This is a genomic window from Citrobacter sp. MGH 55, from assembly GCF_016906145.1.
GTDB lineage: Bacteria > Pseudomonadota > Gammaproteobacteria > Enterobacterales > Enterobacteriaceae > Citrobacter_A > Citrobacter_A amalonaticus.
Genome location: NZ_CP070239.1, coordinates 1527199 through 1544116 on the forward strand (window position 1 = coordinate 1527199; position 16918 = coordinate 1544116).

Annotated in this window: 12 protein-coding genes and 1 pseudogene; 8 read left to right on the forward strand and 5 right to left on the reverse strand. The window is 53.9% G+C overall.

The annotated features are described in order from the left end of the window. From JTI98_RS06220 to JTI98_RS06230, 3 genes and pseudogenes are all read left to right on the forward strand, one after another. A pseudogene (locus JTI98_RS06220) lies at window positions 1-2046 on the forward strand (formate C-acetyltransferase); the annotation flags it as partial. Continuing rightward, the gene (locus JTI98_RS06225) at window positions 2012-2890 is read left to right on the forward strand and encodes a [formate-C-acetyltransferase]-activating enzyme (RefSeq protein ID WP_044257494.1); all 879 of its coding nucleotides are present in this window, start codon (window positions 2012-2014) and stop codon (window positions 2888-2890) included. The pseudogene JTI98_RS06220 and the gene JTI98_RS06225, both read left to right, overlap by 35 nt. Before the next feature lies 1 nt (window position 2891). Then, window positions 2892-3248 (forward strand): PTS fructose-like transporter subunit IIB, encoded by a 357-nt coding sequence (locus JTI98_RS06230; RefSeq protein WP_042998943.1) that lies wholly within the window; start codon window positions 2892-2894, stop codon window positions 3246-3248. Here the strand turns inward: JTI98_RS06230 and JTI98_RS06235 are convergent. From JTI98_RS06235 to argE, 4 genes are all read right to left on the reverse strand, one after another. Continuing rightward, window positions 3235-4086: an AraC family transcriptional regulator gene (locus JTI98_RS06235; protein WP_042998944.1), complete on the reverse strand. Its 852-nt coding sequence runs from the start codon at window positions 4084-4086 to the stop codon at window positions 3235-3237. The genes JTI98_RS06230 and JTI98_RS06235 overlap by 14 nt on opposite strands. 87 nt (window positions 4087-4173) lie before the next feature. Beyond that, window positions 4174-5907: a phosphoethanolamine transferase CptA gene (locus JTI98_RS06240; RefSeq protein ID WP_044257495.1), complete on the reverse strand. Its 1734-nt coding sequence runs from the start codon at window positions 5905-5907 to the stop codon at window positions 4174-4176. Between the two features lie 204 nt (window positions 5908-6111). Then, window positions 6112-8763 carry a phosphoenolpyruvate carboxylase gene (gene ppc, locus JTI98_RS06245; protein WP_042998946.1) on the reverse strand — a complete coding sequence of 884 codons (2652 nt, stop codon included), beginning with the start codon at window positions 8761-8763 and terminating at the stop codon, window positions 6112-6114. A 371-nt stretch (window positions 8764-9134) separates the two neighbouring features. Continuing rightward, entirely contained in the window at window positions 9135-10286 is a 1152-nt protein-coding gene (gene argE, locus JTI98_RS06250) for an acetylornithine deacetylase (protein ID WP_181627946.1), read from the reverse strand. 88 nt (window positions 10287-10374) lie between these two features. Between argE and argC the strand changes: the two genes are divergently transcribed. The 3 genes from argC (at window position 10375) to argH (ending at window position 13645) form a co-directional block, all read left to right on the forward strand. Further along, window positions 10375-11379 (forward strand): N-acetyl-gamma-glutamyl-phosphate reductase, encoded by a 1005-nt coding sequence (gene argC, locus JTI98_RS06255; RefSeq protein WP_054176980.1) that lies wholly within the window; start codon window positions 10375-10377, stop codon window positions 11377-11379. A gap of 7 nt (window positions 11380-11386) precedes the next feature. Beyond that, on the forward strand, window positions 11387-12163 hold the full coding sequence (gene argB, locus JTI98_RS06260) for an acetylglutamate kinase (RefSeq protein ID WP_086512777.1): 777 nt from the start codon (window positions 11387-11389) through the stop codon (window positions 12161-12163). 108 nt (window positions 12164-12271) lie between these two features. Next, a complete protein-coding gene (gene argH, locus JTI98_RS06265; protein ID WP_042998950.1) occupies window positions 12272-13645 on the forward strand; it encodes an argininosuccinate lyase in 1374 nt (457 codons plus the stop codon). A gap of 62 nt (window positions 13646-13707) precedes the next feature. Here argH and araD read toward each other — a convergent pair whose 3' ends face one another. Further along, window positions 13708-14400 carry an L-ribulose-5-phosphate 4-epimerase gene (gene araD, locus JTI98_RS06270; protein WP_042998951.1) on the reverse strand — a complete coding sequence of 231 codons (693 nt, stop codon included), beginning with the start codon at window positions 14398-14400 and terminating at the stop codon, window positions 13708-13710. A 433-nt stretch (window positions 14401-14833) separates the two neighbouring features. On the opposite strand from araD, the gene JTI98_RS06275 reads away from it, so the two are divergent. Continuing rightward, on the forward strand, window positions 14834-15643 hold the full coding sequence (locus JTI98_RS06275) for a DeoR/GlpR family DNA-binding transcription regulator (protein ID WP_042998952.1): 810 nt from the start codon (window positions 14834-14836) through the stop codon (window positions 15641-15643). Window positions 15644-15786: 143 nt separating this feature from the next. Beyond that, window positions 15787-16791, forward strand: coding sequence for a substrate-binding domain-containing protein (locus JTI98_RS06280; RefSeq protein ID WP_044328351.1), 1005 nt, complete (start codon window positions 15787-15789; stop codon window positions 16789-16791). Window positions 16792-16918 lie beyond the last annotated feature (127 nt).

A 16918-nucleotide genomic window follows, 5' to 3' on the forward strand; every position in this document is an offset into this window, starting at 1 on the left:
TGGCTGCTCAACGAGTTGGATCAGTTCCCGACTCGTCCCCAGGACCGTTTCGACATCAGCGAAGACGATAAACGCCTCTATCGTGATGTGCTGTTCCCTTACTGGGAAAAACGGTCGATGAAGGATTTCATCAACGGTCAGATGACGGATGAGGTTAAGGCCGCCGTCAGTACCCAGATTTTTAGCATCAACCAGACGGATAAGGGACAGGGGCATATCATCATTGATTATCCGCGCCTGCTGAATCACGGGCTGGGTGAACTGGTGATGGAGATGCGCGCTCACTGCGAGCAGGCGCCGGATAACGCCTTTTATCAGGCGGCACTGCTGCTGCTGGAAGCGTCGCAGCGCCACATTCTGCGTTATGCCGTACTGGCGGAAGAGATGGCTGAACGCTGCCCTGACGCTACGCGTCGCCAGGAGTTGCTGACTATCGCCGCCAACTCGCGGCATAACGTGCAGCATAAGCCGCACACCTTCTGGCAGGCGTGCCAGTTGTTCTGGTACATGAACATCATTTTGCAGTACGAGTCCAACGCCAGTTCGCTGTCGCTGGGGCGTTTCGATCAGTACATGCTGCCGTTTTATCAGGCGTCGCTGACGCAGGGAGACGATCCCGCATTCCTGAAAGAACTGCTGGAATCGCTGTGGGTGAAATGCAACGACATTGTGCTCCTGCGTTCGACCAGCAGCGCACGTTATTTCGCTGGCTTCCCGACCGGCTATACCGCGCTACTTGGCGGCCTGACGGAGAATGGCCGCAGTGCGGTAAACGTGCTTTCATTCCTCTGTCTCGATGCCTATCAGAGCGTGCAGTTACCCCAGCCGAATCTGGGCGTTCGCACCAACACGCTGATTGATACGCCGTTTCTGATGAAGACCGCCGAGACTATCCGCCTGGGTACCGGTATTCCACAGATCTTTAATGATGAAGTGGTGATCCCGGCATTCCTCAACCGGGGTGTCTCGCTGGAAGATGCGCGTGATTACGCCGTGGTCGGGTGCGTGGAGTTGTCGATTCCGGGCAGAACCTATGGCCTGCATGATATCGCCATGTTCAATCTGTTGAAGGTCATGGAAATTAGCCTGTACGAGAATGAAGGTAATGGTGAACTGACCTGGGACGGTCTGCTGGCACATATTCGCACCAAAATCAGCCACTACATCACGCTGATGGTCGAAGGCAGTAATATTTGCGACATCGGCCATCGCGACTGGGCGCCAGTGCCGTTGCTCTCCTCGTTTATCAGTGATTGTCTGGAGAAGGGATGTGACATCACCGACGGCGGCGCGCGCTATAATTTCTCGGGTGTGCAGGGCATTGGCATCGCCAACCTCAGCGATTCTCTGCATGCGCTGAATGGACTGGTGTTTGAGCAGCAGCGAATCAGTTTCGATGAGTTACTTGCGGTGTTAAAGGCCAATTTCGCCATGCCGGAAGGGGAAAAGATCCGCGCCAGGTTGATCAACCGCTTCCAGAAATACGGTAATGACATTGATGAGGTGGACAACATCAGCGCCGAACTGCTGCGTTATTACTGCAAAGAGGTGGAGAAGTATCAGAATCCGCGTGGCGGGCAGTTTACGCCGGGTTCTTATACCGTGTCCGCACACGTGCCGTTGGGGGCGGTGGTAGGGGCGACACCGGACGGGCGTTTTTCCGGAGAGCAACTGGCGGATGGCGGCCTTTCGCCGATGCTTGGACAGGATATGCAGGGACCGACGGCGGTGCTGAAATCGGTCAGTAAGCTGGATAACACGCTGTTGTCCAACGGGACGTTGCTGAACGTGAAGTTCACGCCCGCCACGCTGGAAGGAGAGGCAGGATTACGCAAACTGTGCGATTTCTTGCGCGCCTTTACCCAGCTCAAATTGCAGCATGTTCAGTTTAACGTGGTGAATGCCGAAACGCTGCGGGAAGCGCAGCTGCGACCCCAGGATTTCGCCGGGCTGGTGGTACGCGTAGCAGGGTACAGCGCCTTCTTTGTCGAGCTGTCGAAGGAGATTCAGGATGACATCATTCGCCGCACCGCGCATCAGTTGTGAGGTTGTGGAGTCGTGCGACGAGGAGGTCGCACGCATCTTCAATATTCAACGGTATTCGCTGAATGACGGTCAGGGGATCCGCACGGTGGTCTTTTTTAAAGGCTGCCCGCACACCTGCCCGTGGTGCGCCAATCCGGAATCGATCTCGCCACGAATTGAAACGGTGCGACGGGAAAGCAAATGCCTGCACTGTACGCCGTGTCTGCGTGATGCCGACGAGTGTCCTTCCGGGGCGTTTGAGCGGATTGGCCGTGATGTCACCCTGGATGAGCTGGAACGCGAGGTGATGAAAGATGACGTTTTCTTTCGCACCTCTGGCGGCGGGGTGACGCTATCTGGCGGAGAGGTGTTGATGCAGGCGGCTTTCGCTACGCGATTCTTACAGCGTCTGCGGCGCTGGGGTGTGCATTGTGCAATTGAAACGGCAGGCGATGCCCCCGCCCGTCGGCTGCTTCCGCTGGCGAAAGCGTGTGATGAAGTGCTGTTCGATTTAAAGATCATGGAGCCTGAACGGGCCCGTGAGATTGTGGCGATGAATATGCCACGCGTCGTGGCTAATTTGCGGATGCTGGTGGCGGAGGGCGTTAACGTGATCCCCCGTTTGCCGCTGATCCCCGGTTACACGCTCACACATGAGAATATGCAGCGCGCGCTGACGTTACTGTTATCGCTTGGTATAAAGCAATTGCACCTGCTACCGTTTCATCTCTATGGTGAGCCGAAATATCGGTTGCTCGGGCAGCAGTGGGGGATGAAGGACGTCCCTGCGCCAACGGAACAGATTATTGCCCAAATGCGTGAGATGGCGGAGAACGCGGGCTTTCAGGTCACAACAGGAGGGTAATATGTCCGTTTCAACAGGGCGATTTCTGGTCGCGGTGACGGCCTGCGTAAGCGGTGTGGCCCATACCTACATGGCGGCTGAACGGCTGGAGAAGTTATGCCAGCAGGAAAAATGGACCATTAAGATTGAAACGCAGGGGGCGCTTGGTACGGAAAATCGCTTAACCGAAGAGGATATCCGTCGGGCGGATGCCGTGCTGCTGATTACCGATATCGAACTGGCGGGGGCGGAACGTTTCACTCAATGCCGTTATGTCCAGTCCGGCATTAACGCCTTTCTGCGCGAACCGCAGCGTGTCATGAGCGCGGTGCGTAAGTTGCTTTCCGCTCCGCAATATACCCATCTTATTCTGGACTGACCTGCTTTTCCGTTAGCTGGCTGTGATACTGACGACGATATTCTGACGGCGAGCGTTCGGTGTTTTTACGAAACAGGCGGCAAAAGTAGTTACTGTCCACAAATCCGCAGGTGTGCGCGACCTCTTTCACTTTTAAGTCGTAGCCTTTCAATAACGTTTTGGCGTGTTCCAGTCGCGTATGGTTCAGGTATTCGTTAAAGCCAACCGCCCCCGTTTTTTGAAACAGATGCGAGAGATAGTTCGGCGAAATATAGAACGCCTGCGCCACCGATTCCCGGGTGAGCGGTGAGGCGTAGCGCTCGTCAATGTAGTCGCGGATAGCCTCAAACAGCGCCTGGCTGCGCGAGGCAGTTTGAATCTGGCTGCCGAGCAGGTCGCGACAGTGGCTGAGCAGACTGGCGACAATCAACCGCGCCGTTTGCTGCTCCTGCGGCTGCATTTGCATTTCATTGAGCGTCTGCAGCAGAAAGGAACCGATACGCGGGCCACGGCGCGCCACGTGCTGTTTGACCAGATTCTGGTATGTTTCCCCGTCCCATTGCACCACGCTGAATCCGAGCTGTTGTTTGCCGAACAGGATACTGAGCGTAATGACCGGCACCTGCCACTGCGGAAGATTCCAGCCACCTGCTGGCACATAGAGCACATCGTATGGGGTGAGCGTGTCGGTGAGGCTGGCGTCGGTCAGTTCACCTTCCAGCACGATTTCCAGACGGGGAAAATCGACCTGATACGCCAGCGCCGGGATGGGGGTGAGCGTACTGGCAAAGAAAATCTGGCGCAGCGGCGCGGGGCCATGAATCAGGCGGGATAGAAGATGGCTGACGTCTTGATACATGATGATCCCTTGCGTTGCGCAGACAAGGAAACAGTAACCGCCAGGGTGAAAAAAGGCCACCCTAAAAAGCGTGGCCTGCTGAATGACTTACTGATTTCCGACCTGATCGCCATACGGCAGAGTGTCGTAATCAATCAGCGCATTTTTCTTGTATGGGTTACCAATCCAGCGCGTGGTTTCTTTGAACTGCGGGCTGGTGATGGAGCGCGTCGGATCGAAACCGTCGTAGGTCAGCCCGGCTAAGTCGGACCAGGTGTGGATCAGTTCCGAACTGCTGTACTTACGATTCACATCTTGTGATAAATCACGCGGATGCGCGGCCTGCCATTTGTCGGACGTCCACAACAGGAACGGCACGGTATACATGTGACGCGTCGGGTTGTCCTCGTTACGACCCTGCGTTTTATGCGGCGGGGTGTCATACACCTCTTCGCCATGGTCGGAGAAATAGAGCAGGAAGCCGTTCGGATCGGTCGCTTTATAATCCTTAATCAGGCTCGCGACGACTTTGTCGTTATACAGGTTGGCGTTGTCGTAATCGTTATACGATTCCAGCTCTTCTGCGCTCAGGCCTGGCGGAACATGATCGGTACTGCCGTCGAACTTGCCCTGGTCTTCCGGGTAACGGAATTTGTACTTAATGTGCGTGCCCAGCAAATGCACGATGATGAACTTTTTCGGTGCCGGATCAGCCATGATTTTCTTAAATGGCGTTAGCACGTTAGTGTCATATTCGCGCGCGCTTTGCGTACGCTGCTGGTTCATATAGAACTGCTCATCGGTCTGCTTAGAGAAAACCGTCAGCATGGTGTTACGGGCGGTCATCGTCTGCTGGTTTGTGATCCAGTAGGTCTTATACCCCGCCTGTTTCATCATGTTCATCAGCGACGGTTTCGTCAGATACAGGTCCGGGTTCTTCTCGTTCGCGAAGGTCAGCGCCTGTTGCAAGATTTCGATCGTGTAAGGGCGTGAGGTCACGACGTTGTTAAACACGGTCAGATTCGGATCCGACTGATGCAATGCGTCCAGTTCCGGCGTGGTTTCACGCGGATAACCGTACAGACTCATGCGGCCACGTTGGGTGGATTCGCCAATCACCAGCACCAGCGTGCGCGGCGCGTCGCCGGAATTGTCTTTAAAATTGCTCAGCGGAGGCAAAGCGTGGTTCTGACTTAACAGGTTGTTAAGTGAGGTCAACTGGCGCTGATACTGGTAGTAACCAATGACAAACTGCCATGGTGCCGCCGGTTCCATACGTGAGGAGAGGCCGCTTAGCGTTTTTTCATACGGCGAGTTGCCAAACGCAGAACGAACCACAAACGGGTTCAGGATCAGCCCATACAGCAGCGCAAAAGAGACGAGCCAACGCCAGCGTCCGGGAATATAGACGGGGCGCAGTCGTGTCCAGAGAAACACGGCGACGACGGTATAGGCCAGCGCAATGGCGATAATCTTCAGGCTGAAGTATTGGCTCAGGTATTCACTGGCTTCGTTGGCGTTGGTCTCAAACATCACGAACAGGACGCTTTGCGAAAACTCTTGCCCGTAGATGACGTAATAGCAGAGCGTGGCCAGCGACGTCGCCCACAACACGATTCCCACCACCGCAGCAATAATGCGGGTCCGACTCGGGAACAGGAAAATTGGGATCAGCCAAAGGGAGCTGTAAAGCAACGAGTCACGCAGTCCGTTGGTACCGCTGAAACCCGTAATTAAAATAATGGCCTGTAATAAAGAGGAGAAAAACCAAAAATAGAGAAGCGCCCAGCCAAGGGCTTTCCAGCTAAATGATGGCGTAGACTGGAGGGTTGTGGATTGCATATTGTCAGCCTGTCTTTAAACGTGGTGCCAAACGTAGCGACTAAACCTTAAGAGAATCTGAAGCACCGGTGCAAAGGCACACGTTGCTCTGAAAAATCTCACGGTGGAAAAAACAGACAGAAATATAGTGAATGTGCGGAGGTTATGACAGAACTATTTCAACCCCCTCGCGCGCAATAGCACGAGAGGGGGTTAGGGGGAAAATTAGCCGGTATTACGCATACCTGCTGCCACGCCGGCAATGGTGACCATCAGCGCTTGTTCAACGCGAGGATCGGGCTCTTTGCCCTGTTGTTCCGTCAGTCGCGAGCGGTGTAAAAGCTCAGCCTGCAGGACGTTCAGCGGGTCGGTGTAGATATTCCGTAACTGGATAGACTCGGCAATCCACGGGAGATCGGCCATCAGATGTGAATCGTTGGCAATTGCCAGCACCACTTTGATGTCTTCTTCCAGCAGTTCGCGCAGCTCCTTGCCCAGCGGCCACAGCGCTTTCGCGACCAGGCGCTGATCGTAATATTCCGCCAGCCACAGATCCGCTTTCGAGAACACCATTTCCAGCATGCCGAGACGGGTGGAGAAGAACGGCCAGTCGCGGCACATCGCTTCCAGTTCGCTCTGCTTACCATCTTCCACCACCTTTTGCAGCGCGGTACCGGCACCCAGCCAGGCTGGCAGCATCAGGCGGTTCTGCGTCCAGGCGAAAATCCACGGAATAGCGCGCAGAGATTCCACACCGCCGGTCGGGCGACGTTTCGCCGGGCGCGAGCCGAGCGGCAGTTTGCCCAGTTCCTGTTCCGGCGTTGCGGAGCGGAAGTACGGGACAAAGTCTTTGTTTTCACGCACGTAGCCACGGTACACGTCACAGGAGATGACTGAAAGCTCGTCCATGATATGACGCCAGGCGTCTTTCGGCTCTGGCGGCGGCAGCAGGTTCGCTTCCAGAATGGCGCTGGTGTATAGCGACAGGCTGCTGACGGTGACTTCCGGCAGACCGTATTTGAAACGGATCATCTCGCCCTGTTCGGTCACGCGCAGACCGCCTTTCAGGCTGCCCGGTGGTTGTGAAAGCAGGGCGGCATGGGCCGGTGCGCCCCCGCGACCGATAGAACCACCGCGACCATGGAACAGCGTCAGTTCGATACCGGCTTTCTCGCAGGTTTTGATCAACGCATCCTGCGCCTGATACTGCGCCCAGGAGGCGGCCATTACGCCGGCGTCTTTTGCCGAGTCGGAATAACCAATCATCACCATCTGCTTGCCCTGAATCAGACCGCGATACCAGTCGATGTTCAGCAGTTGGGTCATGACGTCGTCGGCATTGTTCAGGTCGTCAAGGGTCTCGAACAGCGGGGCCACCGGCATGGCAAAGCCAATTCCGGCTTCTTTCAATAGTAGATGCACAGCCAGCACGTCAGATGGCGTTTTTGCCATTGAGATGACGTAGGCAGCAATCGACCCTTTCGGCGCTTCGGCGATGACTTTACAGGTGTCGAGCACTTCACGAGTGTCATTACTCGGCTCCCAGTTGCGCGGTAGCAGCGGGCGTTTGGAGTTCAGCTCACGGATCAGGAAGGCCTGTTTGTCCGCTTCTGACCAGCTTTCGTAATCACCAATGCCGAGGTAGCGGGTCAGTTCACCCAGCGCTTCGGTGTGGCGGGTGCTTTCCTGGCGGATATCAATACGCACCAGCGGGACGCCAAAACATTTCACACGACGCAGAGTGTCGAGCAGTTCACCGTTGGCGATAATGCCCATGCCGCAGGCTTGCAGTGACCGGTAGCAGGCGTACAGCGGTTCCCATAGCTGTTCGTTTTGCGTCAGCAGACCTGCCGGTTTCGGCAGCTTCTCGCCTTTCAGACGCGCTTCCAGCCAGGCCTGGGTTGCCATCAGGCGCGAGCGCAGGTTTTTCATCAGATAGCGGTAAGGCTCCGAAGCGCCTTCTTCACCGACCATCGCTAACAGTTCCGGCGTGGCATCGACCATCGACAGCTCGGAAACCAGAACCTGAATATCTTTCAGGAACAGGTCGGTTGCTTTCCAGCGGCTCAGCAGCAGAACGTGGCGGGTGATATCTGCGGTTACATTCGGGTTGCCGTCACGGTCGCCGCCCATCCATGAGGTGAAACGGACCGGAACGAAATCAACGGGTAACTGGTAGCCCAGATTATCTTCCAGCTGTTCGTTCAGCTCGCGTAAATAGTTCGGTACGCCCTGCCACAGGCTGTTCTCGACCACCGCGAAGCCCCATTTGGCTTCATCAACCGGGCTTGGGCGCAGCTTACGAATTTCATCGGTGTGCCAGGACTGTGCAATCAACTGACGCAGACGGCGCATCAGCTGGTGGCGTTCGTATTCAACGATATCTTTGTTATCGAGCTGCTTCAGACAGGCGTTGATTTCGCCCATTTTGTGGATCAGTGTGCGACGGGTAATTTCCGTCGGATGTGCGGTCAGCACCAGCTCAAGAGACAACGACTCTACCGCTTTTTTGATGATGGCGTCGTTCAGCTCTGGCTGGTTTTTCAGTTTACGCAGGGTGCGGGCAATCACTTCCGGGTTGCTGGCGCCTTCGCCTTTTGGCGAACTGCTGTGATATTGCTCGGCGGTGTTGGCCAGGTTCAGGAACTGGCTAAACGCGCGTGCGACCGGCAGCAACTCGTCATTCGACAAATTCTGTAACGTGGTGAGCAACTCCTGGCGATTTGCTTCATTGCCAGCGCGTGAGGATTTAGACAGCTTACGGATTGTTTCTACGCGATCAAGAATGTTCTCTCCCAGCGCATCCTTGATGGTTTCTCCCAGCACTTTGCCGAGCATACTGACATTACTACGCAACGCGGAATATTGTTCGTTCATATTAACCCAGACACCCCATCTTTAATCTATGAGTCCTGTATCTTTCGCGCCACAGCGGCGTTGGCTGCGCTCGCCCACCCAGGTCACTTACTTATGTAAGCGCCCTGGAATGGGCTTGTTTGCCGCCTTGCTGTGACACGAAATCTTTCGGACTTTGTTTAGTAGTCGTCTTTTATAAAGCCACGTAAAACCCGTGGCGTCAATTGCGGCGAAATCGGTTCAGCAAACGAATAAATGCGGGTAATTTACGAAATTTAATTCACATCCAGCCAGATAAGAAATGCTTATCGGAATGTGAAAATGCATTGCCGGATGGCGCTGCGCATATCCGGCCTACCATCGGAGGTAGGCCGGGAAAGCGGGTAGTTCGATCAATGCCAGCAGAAGTGGTGCACGACCTGGGTGATTAACTCACGGGTGGGCTTAATAAAACGCGTCTCGAGATATTCGTCAGGCTGGTGCGCCTGATTGATTGAACCCGGTCCCAACACCAGCGTTGGGCACAGGGTCTGAATAAACGGCGCTTCGGTGCAGTAGTTCACGACATCGGTTTTTTCGCCCAGCAGTTTCTCCACTACCTCGACAAGCTGATGGTCCGGCGGACACTCGTAACCAGGGATCGGCGGATGGAGTTCGGCAACGGTCAGACGACCCGGCCAGCGTTCGCTCACTGGCGCCAGGGCTTCCGTCAGCAAACCATCCAGATCGCCCAGCGTCATGCCCGGCAGCGGACGGATATCCATATGCAGTTCACAGCAGGCACAAATTCGGTTCGACGCATCGCCACCGTGCAGACTACCCAGATTCAGGGTGGGATATGGTACGGTGAACGCGTCGTAGTGATAACGCTCTTTCAGAGTATCGCGCAGTTGCATAATGCGACCAATCGCGTCGTGCATCAGTTCGATGGCGTTCACGCCGCGTGCCGGATCGCTGGAGTGACCGGACTGGCCCATCACCCGTACCGCCGTCGAGATATGACCTTTGTGAGCGCGAATCGGCTGTAGCGACGTGGGCTCACCGATGATCGCGCAATCAGGACGAATCGACGCGTTTTCCGAGAAGTAACGCGCCCCCGCCATACTGGTCTCTTCATCTGCCGTCGCCAGGATGTAGAGCGGTTTTTTCAGTTGTGTCACATCAACGTCGCGAAGCGCGTCGAGAATAAATGCGAAGAAGCCCTTCATATCCGCGGTACCCAGACCGTAGAGCTTATTGTCATGCTCGGTAAGGGTGAAGGGATCGCGCGTCCAGCGCCCATCGTCAAACGGTACGGTGTCGGTATGACCCGTGAGCAGTAAGCCGCCTGCTCCTTGTCCGGTGCTGGCCAGCAGATTGAATTTATTGCGGGTTCCCGGGACCGGTTGAATCTCAACGTTGAAACCGAGATCGCTGAACCAACCCGCCAGCAGATTGATTAAAGACTCATTGCTCTGATCCAGTGCTTCTTCGGTAGCGCTGATGGACGGCGTGGCAATCAGCGCGCGGTAGATCTCGATAAATGGCGGTAAGTTCATTTTCATTGTTGACACACCTTAGGTCGTGATAGTATCAATATTCATGCAATAAATGTGCATAAAAATACATTAACGTTGAGCATAAAGGAACCTGATGTTGAATACGCTGATTGTAGGCGCTAGCGGTTATGCGGGCGCAGAGCTTGTAAGCTACGTGAATCGCCACCCTCATATGACCATAACCGCTTTGACCGTCTCAGCGCAAAGCAATGATGCGGGAAAGTTAATTTCTGATTTGCATCCACAGCTTAAAGGCATCGTCGATCTGCCGTTGCAGCCGATGTCCGATATCAGCGAGTTTACCGATGGCGTGGATGTGGTGTTTTTAGCCACCGCCCACGAAGTCAGCCATGACCTGGCGCCGCAATTTCTGGCTGCCGGTTGCGTGGTCTTCGACCTTTCCGGTGCCTTCCGCGTGAACGATGCCGGCTTCTATGAAAAATACTATGGCTTCACCCATCAGTATCCCAACCTGCTTGAGCAGGCGGTCTACGGTCTGGCGGAGTGGAGCGCCGACAAACTGAAAGAGGCGAATCTGATTGCGGTGCCAGGGTGCTATCCCACGGCGGCGCAACTTTCTTTGAAACCCCTGATTGATGCCGGACTGCTGGATTTGACGCAATGGCCGGTGATTAACGCGACCAGCGGGGTGAGCGGAGCGGGACGTAAAGCGGCGTTGTCTAACAGCTTCTGCGAAGTGAGCCTGCAACCGTATGGCGTGTTTACCCATCGTCATCAGCCGGAGATCGCCACCCATCTGGGAACGGACGTGATTTTCACCCCGCATCTGGGCAATTTCCCGCGCGGGATCCTGGAAACGATCACTTGTCGACTGCAGCCGGGCGTGACCGCTGCGCAGGTCGCGCAGGTATTACAGCAGGCGTATGCGGATAAACCGCTGGTGCGTCTGTATGACAAAGGCGTTCCGGCGCTGAAGAATGTCGTTGGGCTGCCGTTCTGCGATATCGGTTTTGCCGTGCAGGGTGAACATGTGATCGTGGTGGCAACCGAAGATAATTTGTTGAAAGGCGCCGCCGCACAGGCAGTGCAGTGTGCCAATATCCGTTTCGGCTTTGCTGAAACGCAGTCTCTTATTTAAGGGTGCAATGATGAGTCCATTAATTATCAAGCTGGGTGGCGTATTACTGGATAGCGAAGAGGCGCTGGAGCGTCTTTTTACTGCGCTGGTGAACTATCGCGAGTCGCATCAGCGTCCGCTGGTCATTGTCCATGGCGGCGGTTGTGTCGTTGATGAGTTGATGAAAGGGCTCAACCTGCCGGTGAAAAAGAAAAACGGCCTGCGTGTGACGCCTGCTGACCAGATCGACATCATCACCGGTGCGCTGGCGGGAACGGCGAACAAAACGCTGCTGGCATGGGCGAAGAAACACCACATCGCCTCCGTAGGCCTGTATCTTGGCGATGGCGATAGCGTAAAAGTGACCCAGCTCGACGAAGAGCTTGGCCATGTTGGACTGGCGCAGCCGGGTTCACCTACGCTGATTAACACGCTGCTGGAAAATGGTTTTCTGCCAGTCGTCAGCTCGATTGGGGTGACGGAAGAAGGGCAGTTGATGAACGTGAACGCGGACCAGGCGGCGACAGCGCTGGCGGCGACGCTGGGCGCGGATCTGATCCTGCTTTCCGACGTGAGTGGTATTCTCGACGGTAAAGGTCAGCGCATTGCTGAAATGACCGCCGCGAAAGCGGAACAGCTGATCGACCAGGGTATTATTACCGATGGCATGATTGTGAAGGTCAATGCCGCGCTGGATGCTGCACGCACGCTGGGTCGTCCGGTGGATATCGCCTCCTGGCGTCATGCCGAGCAACTCCCGGCGCTGTTCAACGGTACGCCGATCGGTACACGTATTCTGGCTTAACTATTAATGTGCCGGATGGCGGCTTCGCCTTATCCGGCCTGCATGGGTTTTGTAGGCCCGGTAAGCGCAGCGCCACCGGGCAAAAATATCAAATTAAGGAAATTCGTTATGGCACTTTGGGGTGGGCGTTTTACTCAGGCAGCAGATCAGCGGTTCAAACAGTTCAACGATTCGTTGCGCTTTGATTACCGCCTGGCGGAGCAGGATATTGTTGGCTCTGTGGCCTGGTCCAAAGCGTTGGTTACCGTTGGCGTGTTGACCGCTGACGAACAACTTCAGCTCGAAGAGGCGTTGAACGTACTGCTGGAAGAGGTTCGCGCTAATCCGCAACAGATCCTCGAAAGTGATGCCGAAGATATTCACAGCTGGGTGGAAGGCAAACTGATCGACAAAGTCGGTCAGTTAGGTAAAAAGCTGCATACCGGGCGTAGCCGTAATGACCAGGTCGCTACCGATTTGAAACTGTGGTGCAAAGAGACGGTGACCGAACTGCTTACCGCCAATCGTCAGTTGCAGAGCGCACTGGTCGAGACGGCGGAAAATAACCAGGATGCGGTGATGCCGGGGTATACCCACCTGCAACGTGCGCAGCCGGTGACGTTTGCGCACTGGTGCCTGGCGTATGTCGAAATGCTGGCACGTGATGAAAGCCGTCTGCAGGACGCGTTAAAGCGTCTGGACGTTAGCCCATTAGGCTGTGGCGCGCTGGCCGGGACCGCCTATGAAATCGATCGTGAACAGCTGGCGGGCTGGCTGGGATTTGCCTCGGCCACGCGTAACAGTCTGGACAGCGTATCCGATCGTGACCACGTGCTGGAACTGCTGTCCGACGCCTCTATCGGTATGGTGCACCTGTCGCGTTTTGCCGAAGATCTGATTTTCTTTAACACCGGTGAAGCGGGCTTTGTTGAGCTTTCCGATCGCGTGACCTCCGGTTCTTCATTGATGCCGCAGAAGAAAAACCCGGACGCGCTGGAGCTGATTCGCGGTAAATGTGGCCGTGTGCAGGGTGCATTGACGGGCATGATGATGACGCTGAAAGGACTTCCACTGGCCTACAACAAAGATATGCAGGAAGACAAAGAAGGCTTGTTCGACGCGCTCGACACCTGGCTGGACTGCCTGCATATGGCTGCGCTGGTGCTGGACGGCATTCAGGTGAAACGTCCGCGTTGCCAGGAAGCGGCGCAGCAAGGGTACGCTAACGCCACTGAACTGGCGGATTATCTGGTCGCGAAAGGCGTGCCGTTCCGTGAAGCGCACCACATCGTCGGTGAAACGGTTGTTGAGGCGATTCGTCAGGGGAAACCGCTGGAAGACCTGCCGCTCGCCGATCTGCAGAAATTCAGTAGCGTCATCGGTGATGACGTGTACCCGATCCTCTCTCTGCAGTCGTGTCTGGACAAACGTGCCGCGAAGGGCGGGGTGTCTCCGCAGCAGATCGCACAAGCGATCAGCTACGCGAAGGCGCGTCTGGCATAACGGGTATTCTGGCTTATCTGGCCTGGCGAGATGCCAGGCTTTTTTATGCCATCACGCGAAGATTACTGTCCGTAATAAGCATTCGCGCCGTGTTTTCTCAGGAAATGTTTATCCAGCAGCGTGGGTTGCATGGCGGGAATTTGAGGCTGTAACTGCTGAGTAAACAAATTCATATAAGCGATTTCTTCCAGTACCACGGCGTTATGCACGGCGTTAGCAGGATCAGAACCCCAGGCGAAAGGCCCATGGCTGTTGACCAGTACCGCCGGGATCTGTTCCGGTGAGAGCCCGCGCTGCGCAAAGGTTTCGATAATCACGCTGCCAGTTTCATATTCATAGCGGCCATTAATTTCGTCGTCATGCATCGGGCGCGTGCAAGGAATGGTTCCGTAAAAATAATCCGCATGCGTGGTGCCTAAAGCCATTAAGTCTTTTCCGGCTTGCGACCAGATAGTGGCGTGTCGGGAATGCGTATGTACGATGCCGCCAATCGTCGGGAAAGCACGATAGAGCGCTAAATGCGTGTCGGTATCTGATGATGGCTTTTTATTTCCCTCAATAACGTTGCCGCTTTGTACATCCACCACCACCATATCTTCCAGACCCATATGGTTATATTCCACTCCGGAAGGTTTGATGACCATAATACCTTTTTCACGATCGATGCCGCTGACGTTACCCCAGGTAAAGGTCACCAGTTTATGCGCAGGCAGGGATAAATTCGCCTCGAGAACGTGTTGTTTTAACGTATTCATTGTTGACTCCAGAATATAGGAAGCATGTTATTTAACAGCATTAATGACTTAACGATGGATAACATAAAATATGTGCCGCGTTTTTATTTAAATTACGCCGAATAAATAGGATGTAAAACGTAGTCAGGCGCGTCATGGCAAGAAAAAGTCATACTCGGTCACATTCGGGCATATTTGGTCAATCATAAGATGACCGTTTATGTTTGTTTGAGTGTTTTCAGGTTACGGCAGGCGTGCAAAACAAGCGTATTTTGTGAGTTTTATCACCTTGCATGTTGACTGGTTGCTGTTATTTCATTGTTTATTGTGATGAATATCGTTCAATTGTTCGCGGGCTTTTTCAATGGAATATTTCTTGAAATTAATCACTTTAATTCCGTGTAGAAACGTTAATTATAAGACCATGTAAAATGACACTTAACGGATCCCTATTATGCTGCAGGCAGAACGTTACAAAATGATTTGTGCCCATGTGCAAAAACAAGGGGCGGTGCGGGTAACGGAGCTGTCGCAATTATGTCAGGTATCACCGGAAACCATTCGCCGGGATCTGAGAGTATTAGAACGTAACAAACGATTGACCCGCAGCTTTGGCGGCGCGGTTTCTCTGGATGCGCCAGAGGCGACGGCAGCGGCGATAGAGGGGACGGCATGGCAGGCGAGCAGCGTGGACCGCGCCGAATCATTTCGCAAGCGTACCGAGGAACATCCTGATATCAAAACTAAAATCGCCAAGGCAGCGTTACAGTTTATTCATTCCGGCGATTGCATTCTGATGGACAACAGCAGTACCTGCTGGTTTCTGGCCCGGCAAATTCCGGACATTGATATTACCGTGGTGACTAATTCGCTACGCATTATCCAGGCGCTGGCCTGTCGGGATAAAGTGCGCATTATCGGTATTGGGGGTGAGTATTCTGAACGCCACGATGATTTCCATGGACCCGTTGCCGAGAGTGCTATTCGAAATTTTCAAATTAATAGTTTTTTCTTTTCCTGTCAGGGCGTAAATCTGGAAAATGGCATACGTGATGGCAGTGAAATAAATGCCAGATTAAAGCAGGTTATGTTACAGGTTTCCGGGCAAAAGATCCTTCTGGTGGATTCCAGTAAATTTGAACAATACGCCTTCAGTAAAATATGTATGCTGGATGAAATCGATATTATGGTAACCAATAGCTGTATTGATCAACGTTATCGTGCGCAATACCCACAGCTAAATGTGGTGGAAGTCGATAAGTAGTATGTGTTAGCCGTTATCTGAATAATCATGACACCTGTCTGTTTATTCTGCCAATGCCAGAGGAAAGTCGAAATAAATAAAAAGTCAGGCCAATTTTTATTGGGTATTCCTGGCGTCTGAAGCTATTTCTTAAGGAAATTACGATGAAAAAATTACTCTTACCCTGCCTGATTACTGCTGCATTGTCATCAACCGCCGCGTGGGCTGAACAATCCACTGCGCCGCAAAAAGCCAACAAGCCTTTTACCATGGGCGTGGTTGTGAAAGTCGGCGGGATTCCTTGGTTCAACGTGATGGAACAAGGGATTAAAGAAGAGGGCAAGGCGCTCGGCGTTAATGCCTGGCAGGTTGGCCCAACGACGGCAGACCCGGCCGAGCAGGTGCGGGCCATTGAAGATTTAATCGCTAAGAAAGTCGATGTGATTGGCGTGGTGCCGAACGACGCGAAAGTGCTGGAGCCGGTACTTAAACGTGCCCAGGAAGCCGGTATCAAAGTGATTACCCATGAATCACCGGATCAGGCTAATGCTGACTGGGATTTTGAGCTGCTGAACACCCAAACCATGGGCGCCAATCATATGAAAGATATGGCGAAGTGCATGGGTGAAGAAGGCAAATACGCCATGTTTGTCGGCAGCCTGACGGTACCGCTGGTGAATGACTGGGCCAATGCCGCGATTGCTTATCAAAAAGAACACTACCCGAAAATGACCCTGGTGGAAGATCGCTTTGGCGTGGCGGAATCGGTGGACGATTCCATGCGCACTGCGAATGACCTGATGTCCAAATACAAAGATCTCAAAGGCATTATGTCGTTCGGTTCTCAGGGCCCGATTGGCGCAGGCCGCGCGATTGATAAGCGTAAGAAAAACGATGCGATTTGCGTGTTCGGCACCTTCACTCCGGGTCAGGGCATTAAATTGCTGGAGAAAGGCGCGATTGACGGTGGCTACATTTCTAACCCGATGATCGCCGGTAAAGTTTTCGTTCAGGTCGCCACGGCGATGATGAACGGCGAACCGATTAAAGACGGCGTCAAAATCGGCGATATGGGCGAAATCAAAGTCCAGAACAACACCATCCTGAGCGATAACCCCGAAAAGCTCGATGTTGAAAATACCCGGCGTTTAGTGAAGTTAGGTTTGTAGTTTCAGGTCGCATCACCGGGCCGCCAACCGGCCCGGAAATCCTTTGGTCGTTTTCAGGAACAGCATGATGCCGCATATTGCAGAACGAAATGCCGGTGAACCGTTGGTGACGTTTAAGTCGCTAAGG